General features: G+C 32.7%; 14 protein-coding genes and 1 tRNA gene. 10 read left to right on the top strand and 5 right to left on the bottom strand.

The window, feature by feature from the left end:
• Window positions 1-51 precede the first annotated feature (51 nt).
• The 3 genes from clpP to Q0X14_RS03265 form a co-directional block, all read right to left on the bottom strand.
• On the bottom strand, window positions 52-672 hold the full coding sequence (gene clpP, locus Q0X14_RS03275) for an ATP-dependent Clp endopeptidase proteolytic subunit ClpP (RefSeq protein WP_014560568.1): 621 nt from the start codon (window positions 670-672) through the stop codon (window positions 52-54).
• Window positions 662-1,981, bottom strand: a complete 1,320-nt coding sequence (gene tig, locus Q0X14_RS03270) for a trigger factor (protein ID WP_297842362.1) — start codon at window positions 1,979-1,981, stop codon at window positions 662-664. Before tig ends, clpP begins: the two co-directional genes overlap by 11 nt.
• Window positions 1,982-2,017: 36 nt before the next feature.
• A tRNA-Leu gene (locus tag Q0X14_RS03265) sits at window positions 2,018-2,103 on the bottom strand.
• 166 nt (window positions 2,104-2,269) lie between these two features.
• On the opposite strand from Q0X14_RS03265, the gene Q0X14_RS03260 reads away from it, so the two are divergent.
• From Q0X14_RS03260 to Q0X14_RS03215, 10 genes are all read left to right on the top strand, one after another.
• On the top strand, window positions 2,270-3,007 hold the full coding sequence (locus tag Q0X14_RS03260; RefSeq protein WP_297842360.1) for a protein phosphatase 2C domain-containing protein: 738 nt from the start codon (window positions 2,270-2,272) through the stop codon (window positions 3,005-3,007).
• A complete protein-coding gene (locus tag Q0X14_RS03255; protein ID WP_297842357.1) occupies window positions 2,985-4,871 on the top strand; it encodes a protein kinase in 1,887 nt (628 codons plus the stop codon). The genes Q0X14_RS03260 and Q0X14_RS03255 overlap by 23 nt, the downstream gene beginning before the upstream one ends.
• Before the next feature lie 11 nt (window positions 4,872-4,882).
• Window positions 4,883-6,148, top strand: coding sequence for a UDP-N-acetylglucosamine 1-carboxyvinyltransferase (gene murA, locus Q0X14_RS03250; RefSeq protein WP_297842355.1), 1,266 nt, complete (start codon window positions 4,883-4,885; stop codon window positions 6,146-6,148).
• Window positions 6,138-8,327, top strand: a complete 2,190-nt coding sequence (locus Q0X14_RS03245) for a tetratricopeptide repeat protein (RefSeq protein WP_297842352.1) — start codon at window positions 6,138-6,140, stop codon at window positions 8,325-8,327. Before murA ends, Q0X14_RS03245 begins: the two co-directional genes overlap by 11 nt.
• Window positions 8,324-9,739: an HD domain-containing protein gene (locus Q0X14_RS03240; protein ID WP_297842349.1), complete on the top strand. Its 1,416-nt coding sequence runs from the start codon at window positions 8,324-8,326 to the stop codon at window positions 9,737-9,739. The genes Q0X14_RS03245 and Q0X14_RS03240 overlap by 4 nt, the downstream gene beginning before the upstream one ends.
• A 170-nt stretch (window positions 9,740-9,909) precedes the next feature.
• Window positions 9,910-11,259: a TolC family protein gene (locus Q0X14_RS03235; RefSeq protein ID WP_297842346.1), complete on the top strand. Its 1,350-nt coding sequence runs from the start codon at window positions 9,910-9,912 to the stop codon at window positions 11,257-11,259.
• A gap of 25 nt (window positions 11,260-11,284) precedes the next feature.
• Entirely contained in the window at window positions 11,285-12,562 is a 1,278-nt protein-coding gene (locus Q0X14_RS03230; RefSeq protein ID WP_297842342.1) for an efflux RND transporter periplasmic adaptor subunit, read from the top strand.
• Between the two features lie 12 nt (window positions 12,563-12,574).
• Entirely contained in the window at window positions 12,575-13,297 is a 723-nt protein-coding gene (locus Q0X14_RS03225) for an ABC transporter ATP-binding protein (RefSeq protein ID WP_297842339.1), read from the top strand.
• On the top strand, window positions 13,294-14,529 hold the full coding sequence (locus Q0X14_RS03220; protein ID WP_297842337.1) for an ABC transporter permease: 1,236 nt from the start codon (window positions 13,294-13,296) through the stop codon (window positions 14,527-14,529). The genes Q0X14_RS03225 and Q0X14_RS03220 overlap by 4 nt, the downstream gene beginning before the upstream one ends.
• A 27-nt stretch (window positions 14,530-14,556) precedes the next feature.
• Window positions 14,557-15,780 (top strand): ABC transporter permease, encoded by a 1,224-nt coding sequence (locus Q0X14_RS03215; protein WP_297842336.1) that lies wholly within the window; start codon window positions 14,557-14,559, stop codon window positions 15,778-15,780.
• A 3-nt stretch (window positions 15,781-15,783) separates the two neighbouring features.
• Here the strand turns inward: Q0X14_RS03215 and Q0X14_RS03210 are convergent, their stop codons facing one another.
• Together Q0X14_RS03210 and traF are read right to left on the bottom strand one after the other, a co-directional pair.
• Window positions 15,784-17,802: a helix-hairpin-helix domain-containing protein gene (locus Q0X14_RS03210; protein WP_297842334.1), complete on the bottom strand. Its 2,019-nt coding sequence runs from the start codon at window positions 17,800-17,802 to the stop codon at window positions 15,784-15,786.
• A complete protein-coding gene (gene traF / locus Q0X14_RS03205) occupies window positions 17,802-18,647 on the bottom strand; it encodes a conjugal transfer protein TraF (protein ID WP_297842331.1) in 846 nt (281 codons plus the stop codon). Before traF ends, Q0X14_RS03210 begins: the two co-directional genes overlap by 1 nt.
• Window positions 18,648-18,678: the final 31 nt, after the last annotated feature.

Here is an 18,678-nt window from a genome sequence, read left to right as displayed (position 1 = left end):
AGCGTTACACGATTATATAATCGTCTAACGCTTAAAAGTTTTTAATCAATTTTATTTTTTCGGACTTCTTTTTTCGATAATATCATCAATCAAATTATACTCTTTAGCTTCCTGAGCTGTTAAGAAATAATCTCTTTCGCAATCTTTTGCAATTTGTTCGTATGGTTTTCCAGTATGCTCAGCAAGAATATTGTACAGAGTTTCTCTTGTTTTAAGCATTTCTTTTGCGTGAATTTCAACATCAGTTACCTGACCACCAATTCCTTGAGTCCACGGTTGATGAATTAAAATTTTTGAATGTGGAAGCGCAAATCTTTTTCCTTTAGTTCCACCTGCTAAAAGAACAGCAGCCATACTTGCAGCCATTCCGACACAAATAGTTGAAACATCAGGTTTAATAAATCTCATCGTATCATAAATTGCGAGTCCGGCAGTCACACTACCGCCAGGAGAATTTATGTAGATATGAATATCTTTTTCGGGATCTTCAGCTTCAAGAAAAATTAGTTGAGCTATTGTTAAACTTGCAATATGATCATCAATTGGAGTTCCGATGAAAACAATTCTTTCGCGCAACAGACGTGAATAGATATCCATTCCACGTTCGCCGCGTCCGGTTTGTTCAATTACATAAGGAACAAGTTGATTAAAGATTTCGATTTTACTGCTCATTTATTTCCTCTTTCTGTGGATATAAGGTTTTAGGATCAACTCTTTTTATTTTGTTGTTTGATTTAAGAAAGTCGAAAAGTTTTTCGTCAATAATTCTTTCAACCTGATTAGAAGCTTTGTAATAATTCATCAACTTATCAACTGATAATCCGGTTTGCTCAGCTTCTTTTTGAGCGAACTCTTTAAGTTCATCTTCAGTCACAGAAATATTTTCAACTTTCTGAATTTGTTCTTTTATCAAATACCATTTGACTTCATTCTCTGCACTTTTTCTTAAACGGTTTCTTGCTTCTTCTTTATTAAATGAAATTTTGTTCTGCTTAGCATAGTTTTCTTCGCTCTTCAGATATTCCTCAAGAACATTATTCACAAGAGTTTGAGGAGGAGTAAAATCATTATTCTTGATAATCTCAGAGAGCAATTTAGTTCTGGTTATTTCTTCAACTCTTTGATCATAATACTTTTGAATATCTTTTTTAATCTCGTCTTTGAAAGCTTCGACATCAGAGAGACGATCTTTGGTAACTTTCTTCACTAATTCTTCATTCAATTCTGGTAACTGCACTTTTTTAATTGAAAGTATTTTAGCAGTGTAGTAATAGTTATCAGTTACATCTTCTTCAACGCCTTCGCTATTAGTTTGTTTTCTCTGATCAGCAAACTGAAAAGTGAATGACTCTCCGACTTTTTTGCCTCTGGAATTCTCTATAATCTGCGGATGAATCTGTTCATTTGTAAGATCAATTGTTAGCTTTTCTGGTTTAGTATCAGGTAAGATATTACCTTGCTCATCAGTACGATTTATTTCAACCTCGATATGATAGTTTCTATCGTCACCAACTTCATCTGCATCAATCAGAGTTTGATTTGCTTTCAGGATGAACTCAATTTCTTTTTGAACTTCTTCATCTGTGACAACGAAATCAGGTACTTCGATTTCAATATCTTTATAATTCTGAACAATAATTTCCGGCAAAGTTTCATACTTCACTTTGAATGTAAGATGTTTTTCCGGCTCAAAGTCAAGACTTGTCATTGCAGGTTTGCCTATTGGTCTCAGGTCTTTTTCATCAGCAACTTTCCAGAAAAATTCAGTAGCAACTTTATCTGCCGCTTCGTATTCAAGTGCATCACCAAACATTTTCTTCAAAATATTTCGTGGTACTTTTCCTTTCCTGAAGCCGGGAACCTGAAGGTTTTTGGTTTGTTTCTTTACTTCATTTTCAATGCTCTCTTTAATTTCATCGTATGAAAGCTTAATCTCGACTTCTTTTACAGAAGCATTTAATACATTTACATTGTATTCCAAATTATCCTCTCGATTTTCCTTTTAATAATTAAAATTTGGTGCGAGAACGGGGACTCGAACCCCGACACCTTGCGGTACTAGATCCTAAGTCTAGCGCGTCTACCAAATTCCGCCATTCTCGCAAAGTTTGAATTTTTTTGAGTGGTAAATATAAATTTGAGGTGTTTGTTTATCAAATAAAGCTTTGGTCATAAAGCACAGTACAACACAATAATCTCTCGATAAATACTTATTTTTGAACATTAAAATAATAGTGCGAATTATACAAAATCCCTAATGGAAAAGTATTTGATTTCAAAATTCACTGCCAAGGGCGCAAATAAAACCACAAATGAAGATGCTATTGAAACAGTATTTGTTGATGATGGTTTACTTTGCATACTTTGCGATGGAGTAGGTGCTGATTATGATCCCGAAGTTGCCTCAAGAATAACAGTTTCAGCAGTCAAAAATTTATTCGATGCTTCCAATCAAAGTGACTACCTTGAAAGAATCAAAGAAACTATTGTTGATGCAAATGATTTTCTTATAAAATATTCTCAGCAGAAAAAAGATAAAAATCAGATGACCACAACTCTGGATATGTTGTATCTTAAAGATAACTTTGCTTATTGGGGTCATCTTGGTGATTCAAGAATTTATTACTTAAAAGGAAATACTCTTAGATTATTAACAAAAGATCACACTCTTATTCAGAAATTGATTGAAGAAGGTTTTTTAACTTTAAAGCAGGCGAATAATCATCCAAGCAGTAATATAATATTAAAAGCACTTGGAAAAGAAAATCCCGAACCTGACTTAAGCAAAATGCGTTTGAGTAACCTTGAAAATCACCGTTTCTTCCTTTGCTCAGATGGCGTTTCTTCTCTTATAAATGAAACAGAGCTTCAGCAAATTCTTTCCGAGAAAGATTTTGATTCAATTCAGAATACAATCATCTCTCTTGTTCGTAGTCGTGGTGCAGCCGATGATTATTCCTTTATCTTAATCGAAAAAGTAAATAATGGTTGGAAAGAGAATTCTTAATTATCAAATCATTTCTCTTCTGGGCGAAGGTGGAATGGGAAGTGTTTATAAAGCTTATGACCTTCAGTTGGAAAGATATGTTGCAATTAAGATAATCAACCCAAAACTTTTAAAGGATCCAATCTTTGTTGAGCGATTCCGAATTGAAGCAAAAAATCAGGCAAAACTTAACCATCCGAACATTGTTACAGTTTATGGTTTTATCGAAACAAGAGAAGCAACCGGCTTTGTAATGGAATATGTTGACGGTTCGACTATAAGTCAATTAATAACAACATATGGAAGACTTGATTTAATTTATTCACTAAGAGTTCTTCAGCACGTTTTACTTGCAATAGATTACGCACATTCAATGGGATTTGTTCATAGAGATTTGAAACCCTCAAATATTATTATTGATCGTAATGGTATTGCAAAAATCATGGATTTTGGAATTTCAAAATCACTTAATGAAAATCAAAGAATTACTCGTGTTGGCTTCAATATCGGAACAATCCATTATATGAGTCCAGAACAAATAAAAGGATTAGAACCATCGCCACAAACGGATATTTATTCTCTTGGAATTACATTATATGAGATGCTTTCTGGTTCACCTCCATTTACTTTCAAATCTGACTATGAAATTTATGAAGCACATCTGAAAATGATTCCAGGAAAACTTTCTGAAACTTTTCCCGAAATACCAAACGAAGTTGATGACTTGATCCTTAGTGCCTTGAATAAATCAAATAAGAAAAATTTCCTAAATGCTTATGAATTCAGAAGTTCAATAGAACAATTGATATTTAATTTGCCATTATTGGTCAGTAGACCTTCAGTCAATCAATCTCAAACTACTTCAATATCTCAGAAAAAGACCCGTTCGGCAAACTTCATAGTAGCTTTTATTGTTTTACTTACTGTTTTGATAATTGGGTTATCCTATGTACTTGTTGAAAAATTTATAATTAAAGAAAAGATAAACTCATCGTCAGAGAATGAGAGCGAAGTAAATTATTTAAGTAACGAACATTATTTTTCTGCTCCGTGGCAAGTTGTAAAAACCAATATTCCAGCAAACCTTAATACAATTGCTTTCATCGGTTCAAGTTTATTTGTCGGTGGAACAAATGGAAGTTTACTAATATCAAAGAACAATGGTCAAAGCTTTGATAAAATAAACTTCAATGAAAAGGTTGATATACATTCCTCAGTAAATATATCTGGAAAGGTATTATTAACTGCTTCTGATGGAAAAATATTTTTATTGAATGAAAAGGGGAAGATATTACAATCAATTAAACTTACTGATGAAAATCTTTTATCATCCTTCATAAAAGATAAAATTTATATTTGTGGAAGTGATGGTATAATACTTAAATCAGATAAATCTAAACTGAATTTTCAAAAAATTAATTCTCCTGACAAAAGCACTTTATATGACATTATTGAATTAGGCAATTCATCGTTTATAATCTGTGGCTGGAATGGAAGCGTTTACAAAACTACCAATGATGGACTAAGTTTCAGTGAAAGTAAACTAAGTCAAAGCTATCTGAAGAAACTTTTCTTCATTAATCAATTTCTTGGATTTGTTGGTGGAGCAGACGGTAATCTTTTCAAAACTACAGACAGTGGTGAAAGTTGGACTAAAGTTAAAATCAATACTGTTGCAACAATTAATGATATTATTTTTGTGAATCAAAAAACCGGATACATCGTTACATCAGATGGCGAACTATTTATCTCAGAAAATTCCGGAGAAGATTGGCTAAAAGTTTCCCTGAATATTAAAAGTTCATTAAATAAGGTTTTGGTTCTAAATAATGGTTTGATCTTCTTAATAGGAAATAATGGACTAATTTTAAAGAATAAAATTTAATAGGAGTTGAATTGGATAAATTTATTATTCACGGCGGAAAAAAACTCAAAGGAACCGTAACAGTAAGCGGTGCAAAAAATGCATCTTTAGCTCTTATGCCTGCCGCATTACTAACTAACGGTGTGAACAGATTCTACAACACTCCTGAATTAAATGATGTTTATACAATGTTAAAGTTATTATCTCAGATGGGAGTTAAATATTCATTTACAAATCATTTACTTGAGTTAGATACAACAAATATAACAAGCTATGAAGCTCCTTATGAACATGTAAAAAAGATGAGAGCTTCGATTTATGTTCTGGGACCATTGCTTGCACATTATGGATATGCTAAAGTTTCTATGCCTGGCGGATGTGCCTGGGGTCCCCGACCTGTGAATTTACATTTAATGGCAATGGAAAAACTTGGTGCAGAAATTCAGCTTGATCAAGGTTATATAATTGCAAAATCAGACCGATTAAAAGGTAATTACATTAACTTCGATATACCATCAGTTGGTGCTACCGGAAATACTTTAATGGCAGCTGTGTTAGCAAAAGGTCACACTATTATTAACAATGCTGCCTGTGAACCTGAGATTACCAACCTTTGCAACTATCTTATTAAAATGGGAGCAAAAATTAATGGTATTGGTACATCGATAATTGAAGTTGAAGGTGTTGATGAATTAAAACCAGCTGATATTGAAACTATACCGGACAGAATTGAAGCGGGAACACTTTTAATTGCCGGTGCAATAACCAAAAGTCATATTAAAGTTATTGGTGGAGTTACTCACCACTTGCATTCAATCTTATCTAAACTTGAGGACAGTGGTTGTAAATTGTTATATAATAAAGAATTTATCGAAATAAATGCAGAAAATATTGAGATAACACCTGTTGATGTAACAACTGCAGTCTTTCCCGGCTTTCCAACTGATATGCAGGCACAATGGATTGCCTATATGTCTCTTGCAAATGGAACATCAAATGTTACTGATACAATTTATACAGATAGATTTAATCATGTTCCTGAATTAATCAGACTTGGAGCTGATATAGTTGTGAATGAAAATACTGCAAGAGTTGTTGGAGTAAAGAAACTAACTGGAGCAAAGGTAATGTCTACTGATTTGCGAGCGAGTGCTTCACTGGTTCTGGCAGGATTAGCTGCTGAAGGAACAACAGAAGTTTTGCGCGTTTATCATATTGATAGAGGTTATCAGAAAATTGAAGAGAAGCTAAAAACTTTAGGCGCTGATATTGAAAGAGTTGAGGGTAGTGAATACTAATTTCTTCCATTCAAAAATAATCTTCGGATTATCACTAACATTTATTGCAATTTTTTCTTTTATCCTCTTTCAACTACCACTTACTTCGTCATTTGGATACGAGTTTGCTGTATTGTTCGCAATTTTGTTTTTCCTTTTAGGAGGACTATTAAATTTCTGGAGATTAAAACAGAAAATTTCCTTTTCAGTTTACTTGAAATTTTCTTTGTCTGTAGTTCTTGTTCCTATATTAATAACACTTCTCGTTTCACTTACAAAAGACATTTGTTCATTCTGGTTTGGAATTTCATTTTATCTGACTCTTTCAGTCGTTTCATATATTCTCAGCTTTTTTCTTAGTGAAATAATTTTCCGATCATTCTTAAAATATCATAAAATATTTTTCATTATTGCATTTGTAATTCTTGCTTTAATTCCTATAGCCGAGATTTACTTTAATCCACAAATTTATTTCTATTCACCAATAATTGGATTTTTCCCCGGTACGATTTACGACGAGGACTTATCAGTTAATTCAACTCTACTAATTTATCGTGGATTGAATTTAGTTTATTTTGGAACTTTCTTTTTATTCCTCAGAAAAAATTTCATAAAGAATAAATTATTAACAATACTTTCATTTATCATCATTGCAATCTTATTCATTTTCTTCTCATCTGAATTTGGTTTTGCAACCAGCCATGATAAATTGAAATCAATATTAAACAGCAGAATTGAATCAGAAAATTTTGTTCTTAATTATGATGAGGAAATTATAGATTCCTCGGAAATAAAAATTATAATCTTAAATCACGAGTATTATTTTGAAAAGCTGAAAAGAGAATTAGGTTTTTGTCCGGAAGAAAAAATTGTATCTTTTCTTTTCAATGACAGAATGCAAAAGAAAAACTTTTTCGGATCAGAACAAGCTGATGTTGCAAAACCTTGGCTCAATGAAATTTATCTAAGCAGAGATTCGTGGGAAAGCACATTAAATCACGAATTAGTTCATATTTTTTCCGCTGAAATTGGAGCCGGAATTTTCAAATTGGCAGACTCATTTAATCCTGCTTTGATTGAAGGTTTTGCTGAAGCAATTGATAACGCGTATGATGATATTGATTTACATTTACTTGCTTCAGCCGCTTATCATTATGGATTTATAATTTTCATTCCGGATTTATTCAGTGGTTTAAATTTCTTCAAATCATTTTCCGGTTTATCATATTTATATGCTGGTTCATTCTCAAAATATCTTATTGAAAAATATGATATAGAATCTTTCTCATTATTCTATCATTCGGGAAATACTAATAAAGCATTTGGTAAATCTTTAGATGAATTATCTGATGAATACATTGAATTTCTTAAATCACAAAAAATTCTTCTATCTAAAAATCAGATTGAATATTATTTCGGAAGGCAATCAATCTTTCAAAGAGTATGTCCAAGACAAATCGCCTCGGATTTGAAAGAAGCGGAAAAATTGATACTAAATAAAAAGTACTCCGAAGCAGAAAATCTGTTTACAAAAATTTTAAATAAAACTTCAAGCTATTCAGCATTAATCGGATTAGTGAATATTTATATCGAACAGAAAAAATTTGATGAGGCAAAAGTTTTAATCAGCAAACACATAAATGAATTTGAGAAAACTCCATATTATTACTTGATGACATTGCTTGAAGGTGATGTTCAAACTTTACTTTCTAATGACTCGATTGCCGAATCCAATTATAAATTCATTTCTGAAAGTTATCCTCATATTCAATTAAAGTTACTCGCAGACCTTAGAATAGAATTACAAAAAAATGAAGTACTTAAAAAATATTTGATATCTTCTGACTCTATTAAATTCCAGATTTTATTGGAATTGAACAAAGAAAAAAATGTGATTTCTTCAATACTTCCTATAATAAGTCTGGCAGAGAAAATAAATATCCCAACAAATGTATTATTGGAATCCTTTCATTCACCACTGATTCCTGAAAGCATTGAAGATGCTTATGTATTATTCAGATTTTCAAAATACTTATTGAAGAAAGGCGATTTGGTTAATGCCAGAAAACTTGCGTCACTTGCAAATAGAAAATCATTAGATTCTATTTATTATATTGCAATCAAAGAACAATTTGAAAAATGTAATTGGTTCATAAAAAACTTTGAAAATCTACAATTTCAGCTTTATAAAAACGAATGAACTTTAGTGAAGAGATAAATAAAATTCCGATCATCAAAATCATTTCATCATTTGCAGATGAGAGCAAAACAGAAGTTTTTATGGTTGGTGGTGTAGTAAGAGATTTAATCCTGAAAAGGGAAAGAAGTGATCTTGATTTTCTTGTGATTGGAAATAGTCTTGAGTTTGCAGAAAATGTAGCAAAGCAGTTAGGGATTAAGAAAGTATCCAAATTCAAAAATTTTGGCACAGCTCATTTCAGATATGAAAATTTTGATGTTGAATTTGTTGGTGCAAGAAAAGAATCTTATAACCGAAACTCCAGAAAACCCATTGTTGAAGATGGAACATTTGAAGATGACATCAAACGCAGGGATTTTACCATCAATGCGATGGCAATCTCACTAAATAAAAATAATTTCGGTGAGCTAATTGATTTGTTCAATGGTTATGAGGACCTTCAAAGTAAATTAATCCGAACTCCGCTTGATCCTTTTCATACCTTCGATGATGATCCTTTAAGAATTATGAGAGCATTTCGTTTCGCTTCACAGCTCGAATTTAATGTTGATGATTCAATTATGAATGCTGCAAGACAGATGAAAGAACGATTACGAATTGTTTCTCAGGAGCGAATTACAGATGAATTTCTTAAAATTCTTTCTTCGCCAAAACCTTCAATCGGATTAAAACTTTTATATGATGCTGAAGTTTTGGAAATAATCTTTCCTGAAATTCATAATCTTGCCGGAGTAGATCAGAGACAGGATTATCATCATAAAGATGTTTTTCTTCATACATTAATTGTTGTGGATAACATTTCAAAAGCGACAGAAAATGTATGGCTAAGATTTGCTGCTTTGGTTCACGATATTGCAAAACCCCAAACAAAAAAATTTGTTGAAGGAATTGGTTGGACATTTCACGGACACGAAGAACTTGGTGCAAGAATGATGAAAAATATTTTTCATCGTATGAAGTTACCTATGAATAAACTTGAGTATGTGGAAAAGCTTGTCAGACTTCATCTCAGACCAATTGCTCTTGCAAAAGAGGAGGTTACTGATTCAGCAATCAGAAGACTAATTGTGCAGGCAGGTGAAGACTTGCAAGATTTAATCACATTGTGTCGTGCAGACATAACGAGTAAAAATCCGCAGAAGGTCGAAATGTATCTTGCTAACTATGATGCAGTAATGAAAAAAGTATTGGAAGTTCAGGAAAAAGATAAGTTGCGTGCATTTCAATCTCCGGTTAGTGGTGATGAGATAATGAGAATTTGCAATCTAAAGCCATCAAAAAAAGTTGGAGAAATTAAAAAAGCAATTGAAGATGCTATACTTGATGGTGTGATTGAAAATAATTATGAAGCTGCAATGTCTTACCTTTTGAAGATAAAAGATAAATTCCTTAAGAGCGAAGATTCAAAATAAATCCTCCTAATAGAACCATTATCATTTTTATTTCGTTATGAAGGTTAATAATGCCATTAGTGTAATTATTTTGCCGTTCATAAAGTTAAAAACTAAATGAAACTGAATTAAACTATTTTTGAACAGTAATTATTAAAATCTTAACAAATCAACTTATCATTGGAGTATCAATGATTACAAATTTCAAGTACTTATTTCTGATAATTCTTATAAGCGGGCTTTCATTTGCTCAAACTAAAATTACTTTGAAAGACGCAATTCAGTTAGCACTACAGAAAAATACAATTCTCAATCAAGCTGAAAATAATATATTGTCACAGGAATCCGGTGTAACAGCAGCTTACGGAAATTTTATGCCGTCATTAAGTGGCTTTGCTTCCTGGGGTTGGGATAGAAATGAACAAGCCGGTTCGATTCGTTACATAAATGGAATTCCTTTTAACATACCTAAAATCACAAGTGAAACAAGAAGTTACATCGCTTCCGTAAATTCTGATGTTACTTTGTTCGATGGACTTTCAAACATTGCGAATTTATCAGCGGCAAACAATAATCTGAATTCAACAAGATTATATGTTGAATTCCTAAAACAGCAAACTGTTATAAACACAATTACAAGATATTATAATCTTATGACTCAAATGGCATTATTAAAAGTCCGTGAAGAAAATGTTAAAAAGCAGGAAATAAATTTCAAAACGATTGAAGAGAAAAACAGACTTGGAGCTGCTACTTTAGCTGATTTATACCAACAACAGGTTGAACTTGGTAATGCTGAATTACAGGTGATAAATCAGAATCTTGAAGTTCAGAAAGCAAAAAATAATCTTTTAATATTCTTAGGTCTTGATGTTACTGGTGATTATACGTTCGAAACTGATTTTACTTTACGCGAAGAAAGCATACTAACAACAGACCTTGAAGAAGATTATAAAAATATTCAGGAAAGAATAAGCGATGCATACAATAATCGACTTGATTATAAAAGTAAATTGTATGAATTGGAAGGTTCATTGAATCAGGTTACGATAGCACGTTCGGGGCATTTTCCAAGATTGACCGGCTCACTTGGATTTTCTTCTTACTCAAACAAATTTGATGAACTGTTCAAATCAAAAACATACTCAGTGGGATTGAATTTAAACATTCCAATCTTTTCAGGATTCTCAGTTAGCAATCGTGTTCAGATAGCTGAGGTTCAATCAATGAATAAGGAACTAGAAGTAAGAGAACTTGAAAGAAAAATTAAACAGGAAATTAATGAATCATATCTTTCTCTGATTGCAGCAAAAAAATCTTTATCTGTAAGTGAAAAGAATGTTAAAGCAGCTGAGGAAAGATTAAAGATTGAACAGGAAAGATATAATCTCGGCTCAGGTAAATTGCTTGATTTACTGATTGCAAATTCATCATTCATTACTGCTAAGACTGATTATGTTAATGCGCAATATTCATACATCATAATCAGTGATCAGATAAAATATTATCTGGGAATTCTTGATATAACTAAGTACGAATAAATTTTAATCATAGGAGAATATTTAAATGGCTAACGGAAAATCTAAATCGAAAAAGAAACTTTTTATTTTCGGTGGATTAGGATTATTGCTCGTAATCCTGGTCGTTGTGGTTTTAACTGCCGGAAGTAAAGAAGATATAGTTTTGGTTACAACAGAAAAAGTTGAGAAACGAACAATCACTCAAACTGTCGCTGCAACTGGTACAATTGAACCAGAATTTAAAGTAGTAATTACTCCCGAAGTCACCGGTGAAATTATTGAGTTACCGGTTAAAGAAGGTGATCAGGTTAGAAAAGGTCAATTGTTAATTCGTATCAAAGGAGATCAGTACAAAGCGCAGAAAGAGCAGCTTGAAGCAGGTTTACAATCTGCAAAAGCGTCGTTGAAAATAAGAGAAGCTGAACTTCAGAAAATTACCTCTGATTATAACAGAATTAAAGAACTTCATGCTAAAAATTTAGCAAGTGATTCTGAGAAAGAAACAGCTGAAGCAAACTACCTAACAGCAAAAGCTTCATATGATGCTGCTGTAGCTAATGTTCTTCAAAGTGAAGCAAGATTAAAAGAAGTTCTCGAATCACTTTATAAAACTACAATTTATTCTCCGATGGATGGAATTATTACATCACTAAATGTTGAATTGGGTGAGAGAGTTCTCGGAAGCGGATTTACGCAGGGTACAGAGATAATGACTGTGTCAGATTTAAAGAACATTGAAGCAGTAGTTGAAGTCGATGAAAATGATGTTATCTTAATTTCAAAAGGTGATACTGCAATTGTTAAAGTTGATGCTTTTAAGGATAAAGAATTTAAAGGAGTTGTTACACAGATTGGCAATAGTGCAAAGACAAAAGGATTAGGAACACAGGAGCAGGTTGTTAACTTTGAAGTAAGAATTAAATTACTGAATCCTGATGACAAATTAAGACCAGGAATGTCCTGTACAGCAGATATTCAAACGGAAACAGTTTCAGATGTTTTGGCTGTTCCGATTCAAAGTGTTACTATAAGATCAAAAACTCCGGAGAAAGCAATGGAAGAAGGCGAAGAAGTTGTTGAGAGAAAGAGCAATGGTAAAAACGATAAACCAAAAGAGATTGTTTTCATTGTTGCAGATGGAAAAGCCAAAGCAGTTGAAGTTACAACCGGAATAAGTGATGCTGACTATATTGAAATTAAATCAGGACTTAAAGGCGGCGAAGATGTTGTATCAGGAAGTTATCGTGCAATATCAAGAGAACTTCAGGATGGTTCTAAAGTTCGCGTTGAAGAGAAAAGAAAAACTGCAGTTACCAAAAAATAGTTTGAGTTTAAAATGAACATAATCAACATAGAACATATTGCAAAAATTTATAAAGTCGGTCTTGAAGAAGTACACGCACTTCGTGATGTATCTTTAAGAATTGATAAAAATGAATATGTTGCAATTATGGGTCCGTCTGGTTCAGGAAAATCAACTTTGATGAATATGCTTGGATGTCTTGACACACCAACTTCAGGGAAATATGAATTCAAAGGCGTTAGTGTAAGTGAGATGTCAGACAACGAGTTAGCAATAATCAGAAACAGAGAAATTGGTTTTGTGTTTCAGACATTCAATCTTCTTGCAAGATCAGATGCTGTTCACAATGTTGAATTACCTTTAATATATGCTGGTGTACCAACTGCAGAAAGAAGAGAAAGAGCAATTCAGGCACTGATTGATGTTGGTTTGAAAGATCGACTTCATCATAAACCAAATGAGCTTTCTGGCGGGCAGAGACAGCGTGTTGCAATTGCAAGAGCACTTGTTACGAACCCGTCAATTATACTTGCGGATGAACCAACAGGAAATCTGGATTCAAAAACAGGTGAAGAGATTATGGCTTTATTTCATGAAATTCATGAAAAAGGCAATACAATTATTCTTGTTACTCACGAAGAATACATTGCCGAGCATGCAGCCAGAATTGTCAGACTGAAAGATGGTTTAATTGAAAAAGATGAAAGAGTTGAAAGAAGATATATTCCAAAAATTAAATCTACAGTGGCACAATGAGAGTTATTCTTTTTGAATTTAAAGAAGGAATGATGATTGCATTAAGAGCAATCGCTTCGAATAAGATTCGTGCAATGCTAACAATGCTTGGAATATTTATCGGAGTTACAGTTGTTGTTACAATGTCAACAGCAATCAAAGGAATTGACAACTCTTTTCAGCAAGGAATAAGTTCACTTGGTTCGGATGTTTTATATATTGATAAATGGGCATGGTTTTCAAATGTTGAGTGGTGGAAGATGCGTAATAGAAAAAACATCACTATGGAAGAATTTGAAAAGTTCAAAAACCTTGCAAAGCTTCCTGTTGCAGTAGCGCCAGTTATCAACACAGTTCAAACTGTAAAATACCAGGAAAGAAGAGTTGAAAATGTTTTTATCAATGGCTCAAATGCGGATTATGTGAAAACAACTAACTTCACTTTTTCTGAAGGAAGATTTTATTCTGAGATTGAAAGTAATGGCTCAAGACAGGTTGCTGTAATTGGAAGCGAAATTGCTAAAAAACTTTTCCCGAATTTATCACCCCTTGATAAAACTATTAAGATAGGTGGCGAGAATTTTCGTGTTGTCGGTGTATTGGCTGAGCAGGGAAGTTTTATTCTTGGACCCTGGAATCCTGATAATCAGATTTATGTTCCGATTGGTACAATATTCAAAAATTTTGCTAGTAACAGATGGAGATCAATCACAATCAATGTGAGAGCTGCAGGTCCTGCTATGGTTGAAGAAACAAAAGCAGAAGCAGAAGGAATTATGAGGAAGGTTCGCGGACTTTCTTATGATCAGGAAAATGATTTCTCAATAAATCAACAAGAGGGTTTACAGGAAAATTATAATTCAGTAGTTGGAGTTATTCAGATTGCCGGATTATTTATTACGGGATTGTCTCTGTTTGTTGGTGCAATCGGAATAATGAACATTATGTTCGTTTCAGTTAAAGAAAGAACAAAAGAAATTGGTTTACGTAAAGCAATCGGTGCAAAAAGAAGAACAATTCTTGCACAATTCTTACTTGAATCATCAGTGATTTGTTTAGTTGGTGGACTTGCAGGTTTAATAGCTGCTGTTATTCTAAGTATGTTAATCAATCAGTTTATTCCAACTTCAATTCAGATTGGTTCGGTCATTTTAGGAATCGGAATTTCACTCATTACAGGAATAGTATCAGGAATAGCACCTGCATATACAGCAGCTAAAATGGATCCGGTTGAAGCTTTGCGTTATGAATAATTATTTAAATTTTACTTTTGAAGCAATATGAATATCAGTCAAACTTTTTCGATAGCTGTTCAATCACTTAAAAACAACAAGTTAAGAACCGGACTCACAATTCTCGGAGTTGTTGTAGGAATTTTTTCAATAATTGTGATTATGACAATTATTACAATGCTTCAGAGAAGTATTGAAGAAGGATTATCACAATTAAGTAAATACACTTTTCAGATTCAGAAAAATGACCCGACTTTTGGTGGTGGACCAAGGTTCAGAGAAAACAGACCGGATATTAAAATCGAAGAAGCTTACAGATTGAAAGAGCTGTTAACCAATGCTAAATATGTCGGAGCTGAGCAATGGCAATTCGGAGTTGTAGTTAAATATGGAAACAAAGAAACCAATCCGAATATTCAGGTTGCAGGCATAACTGTTGACGCAATGAAAACAAACAACTGGAATATTGAATATGGCAGAGAAATAAGAGAGACAGATGTTCAGTATTCTTCAAATGTTTGTCTGATAGGAAAAGATATTGTTGATAAACTTTTCCCCAATATCAATCCAATTGGTCAAACTATCAGAGTTGATGGAAGACCTTTACAGGTTATCGGTGTTATCGAAGCACAACCAGCATTATTCGGACAAAGCAGAGATAATTATATTGTTCTGCCGATTACAACCTGGCAGTCCATGTATGGAAAATATGGTAGAAGTGTTAACATTACAGTAATGGCTTATGGTAAAGAAGATTATAACGATGTAATTGAGGCCGCTACAGGTTATATGAGGAAAATAAGAAAATTATCACCGGGCGAACCTGATAATTTTTATATCTACAGTAATGAATCTATGATTAGTCAGGTTAATGATATTACCGGACCAATCAAGATTGGTGCACTTGCAGTTTCTATTATTGCTTTGATTGCTGCTGGAGTTGGAATTATGAATATTATGCTTGTTTCAGTTACTGAGCGTACAAGAGAAATAGGAATTCGCAAAGCATTAGGCGCAAGAAAGACCTGGATACTTACTCAGTTTTTAATAGAAGCAGTTGTGTTATGTTTTCTAGGTGGCATTATTGGAATTTTACTCGGAGTTGGAATTGGAAATTTTGCCGGAAGTTTTTTGAATGCACAGACAGCTATTCCGGTTGATTGGGTAATAATTGGAATAACACTTTGTGTTTTGATTGGAGTAATTTTCGGAACTTATCCGGCTTACAAGGCAGCCAATCTCGATCCGATTGAAGCTTTGAGGTATGAATAATATTCAGTAATTCACATCTATCTGAAAACTGATTCTGTTATCTATATTGTTGTTTATTAAATTATTTCCTGAACTCAATGTTTTAGTATTTGGTTTGTAAGTCTCCGAGTATTTCATCGAAAGAGTTATAATATCAATTGGTTTATACCTTATCAGCAAATACCATCTCATTCCATCATCATACATAGGAAGGTTTGTCAAAACGCCTGTTAAATCGTTTTCAAATTCATATACAGCAGAATTAAATGAATCAGTATCGAAAAAAATAATTCTTCCATAGATGAATAAATATTTTTGAAGTTCATACCGGAAATCCTGAAAAATCAGAAGTCCCTTTTCATTCAAATCAGATTTATCAATTCTATATGTATTGTATTCAACTCTGGATTTCATCTGTAATTTATTTGTAATTACATAACCAAGTTCAACTCTGTAAGAATTTCTAATTCGCATAAACACAGATTTTAATTCATCTGAATTTTCTGTAACATCTTTCCGTTCAGTTTTGAATCGTAAAAAAAGATTTGTCTTTCCGATAAATTTAATTAAATAACTTAGATAAATTTCATCTCCTGAAGATGGAACAGGATTTTCAAATGTCTTGTACGGAAACCTGAACTGATCGTAGTAAAGATTTAACAAACCAAAATCGCTTTTCCATTTTAATCCATAATAAATTCCAAATTCATTACTGGTTTTTCCTGATTGCTCACCAAAAGCAAATCCGTGTAAGTTAATGTAGTTGGCAGGATAGCTTCTGATACTTGCAGACAGAGTAAAATTTTTAAGTGGTGATAATATTAAACCATTTATTGATGCTATAGATTTTTCGTTATAAACAAATTCGCCGAAAAAGTTTAATTGACCAATATTTAAATCATAATCAAAAGAATAAAATCTGAATTGATCTCCTTTTAAGTCGTAAACAGAATTTGCTTCAAATTCATTGCTGAACTTTGAACTATAAGCTGACAATCCAACATTCAGTTTATTTTGAAATTTATATGAAATTCTTCCACCGAAAAGATTTTCTTTTACAAGGTTCTTTTTATTCAAATCATTTTCGGTCAGATGCAATCCGGTTTTTGGAGTTGATGTAATTTTATTCGTTATTGAATCAACATTCGCATCAATTTTTTTTGAAGAATAGAAGACTGTAAATGATAAATCGGAGTAATTAAATGTTGAAGTAACTCCGCGCATAAAGTCATACTCGGTTGCACTTGTGTAAGGTTTGATTGTTCTGCCTTTTCTTTTAACTGGAAAAATTGCATCAGCTCCTTTGGAAAAGCTGTAAGGACTCCAAAGCATTAATCCTTGACCGAATTCGAGAACATAATCGCCTGCAATAAAATTGCTGATTGGTCCGATGTCTTTAGCATTTATATGAAATGAGCTGAAGTCATTAAAATCTTTTTCTCCGGCATCTTTTTCAAAAATAATTCCTGCTTGAATCTGTTTTGAATATTTGACTATCAACCGGTTATAAGCTCTTAACTTACTCCCGACATAAATTCCTTCTTCAAATCCTTTTCGTGTTTGGAAATCGTTTCCATAACGACTTCGCAAATGTAATTTCAGTTTTGATGGAAGCTTTATTTCATCAGAAAAGTTATCTTCATTTATTGTTGAATCAATTTGAAAATATTTTATTTCAACTTTTAAGAACGGAATAATTTTATCAATCAATTCTCTGTCTAATTCTCTCATTGCATAAAGTTCATTGACAGAATAGAAAGGTCCAAACTTGTTTCGATACGAAAGAATAATTTCTGCAATATTTGAAGTTACTCCGGGAATTTTTTGCAGCTCGAAGATATCTGCTGAATTTAAATCAATAGGATTCAATATTAATTCTTCAATCGAATTGTATAAATCCGAATTATCCTCTTCTTCAAAAGATTCTTCAAGAAGTTCATCCAAAGTTTCTTCAGTTTGAATATCAGTGGAATCAATAACTTGTGGGAAAATATAAAGTGAAAAGATTAGAATAATTAAAAAAATTAGTGAATGTAATTTCATTACTTAATCTCAAGATGGTTCCTGATAACTTCTTTGCGACTTCCATCTCTTCCAAAACTTATTATCAAACCAACCTGATGTGTTAGTCCTAAATCAGAGTGAGTGAACATCGCATAATCAAGACTTATCAAAGAATAGTTTATTCCAATGCCAGCTGAAAATCTTGATGGCTCATTTGAGAACCCGGACCGAAGTGAAAGATATTCAATTAAATCATAGTCAACACCAAACATAAAAGAAGCTTTTTGTTTAATGTCTTTTTCTATTGCGGCGTTTAATGTAAGTGTTGGTATTAAATCATAACTTATTCCTGAATTCAGAATTACCGGAATCTGGTCATCTTCATTACCGAAAGAAGCACGGTTAATGTTGTGAAATGAAAAACCAACTCTGAAATTATCAGTAAGATATGCTAATCCACCAATGTTCAGATAAAATGCATTATCATTTCCGTAATTCTGTATTGAGACCGTATGAAAATTTATCGAAGCGCCAACAAAAAATCTATTCTGATAATTATAAGCATACGCAGCACTGATTTTTGATTCTCTGTAAATTTCAAAACCATAAGTCATTCCACCAACGGATAAAGAGCCAAAACTGAAAGGTTCATTAAATGCGATATATCCATTAGCAAGTTCGGTTAATCCAAATGGAGCAGGAGAGTAATAAATTCCGACTTCTCTCCAGTTAAGTTGGGATAAACCTGCGGGATTATTAAACAGAGCAAATACATCATTGCTTAAAGCAACATCAGAATTTGCCAGAGATATTTGTTTAGCTCCAGGATTGAATTGAGCCAGACTTAATGAGGTGCAAAGTAATATCAGTGAAAGATATTTCATCAACAATTTAATTGATTGTCAGATATATGCT

This window comes from Ignavibacterium sp., from assembly GCF_025998815.1.
Taxonomy (GTDB): Bacteria; Bacteroidota; Ignavibacteria; order Ignavibacteriales; family Ignavibacteriaceae; genus Ignavibacterium.
Note: the sequence above shows the minus strand (reverse complement) of the source record. Positions and strands in the feature narration are given on the sequence as shown.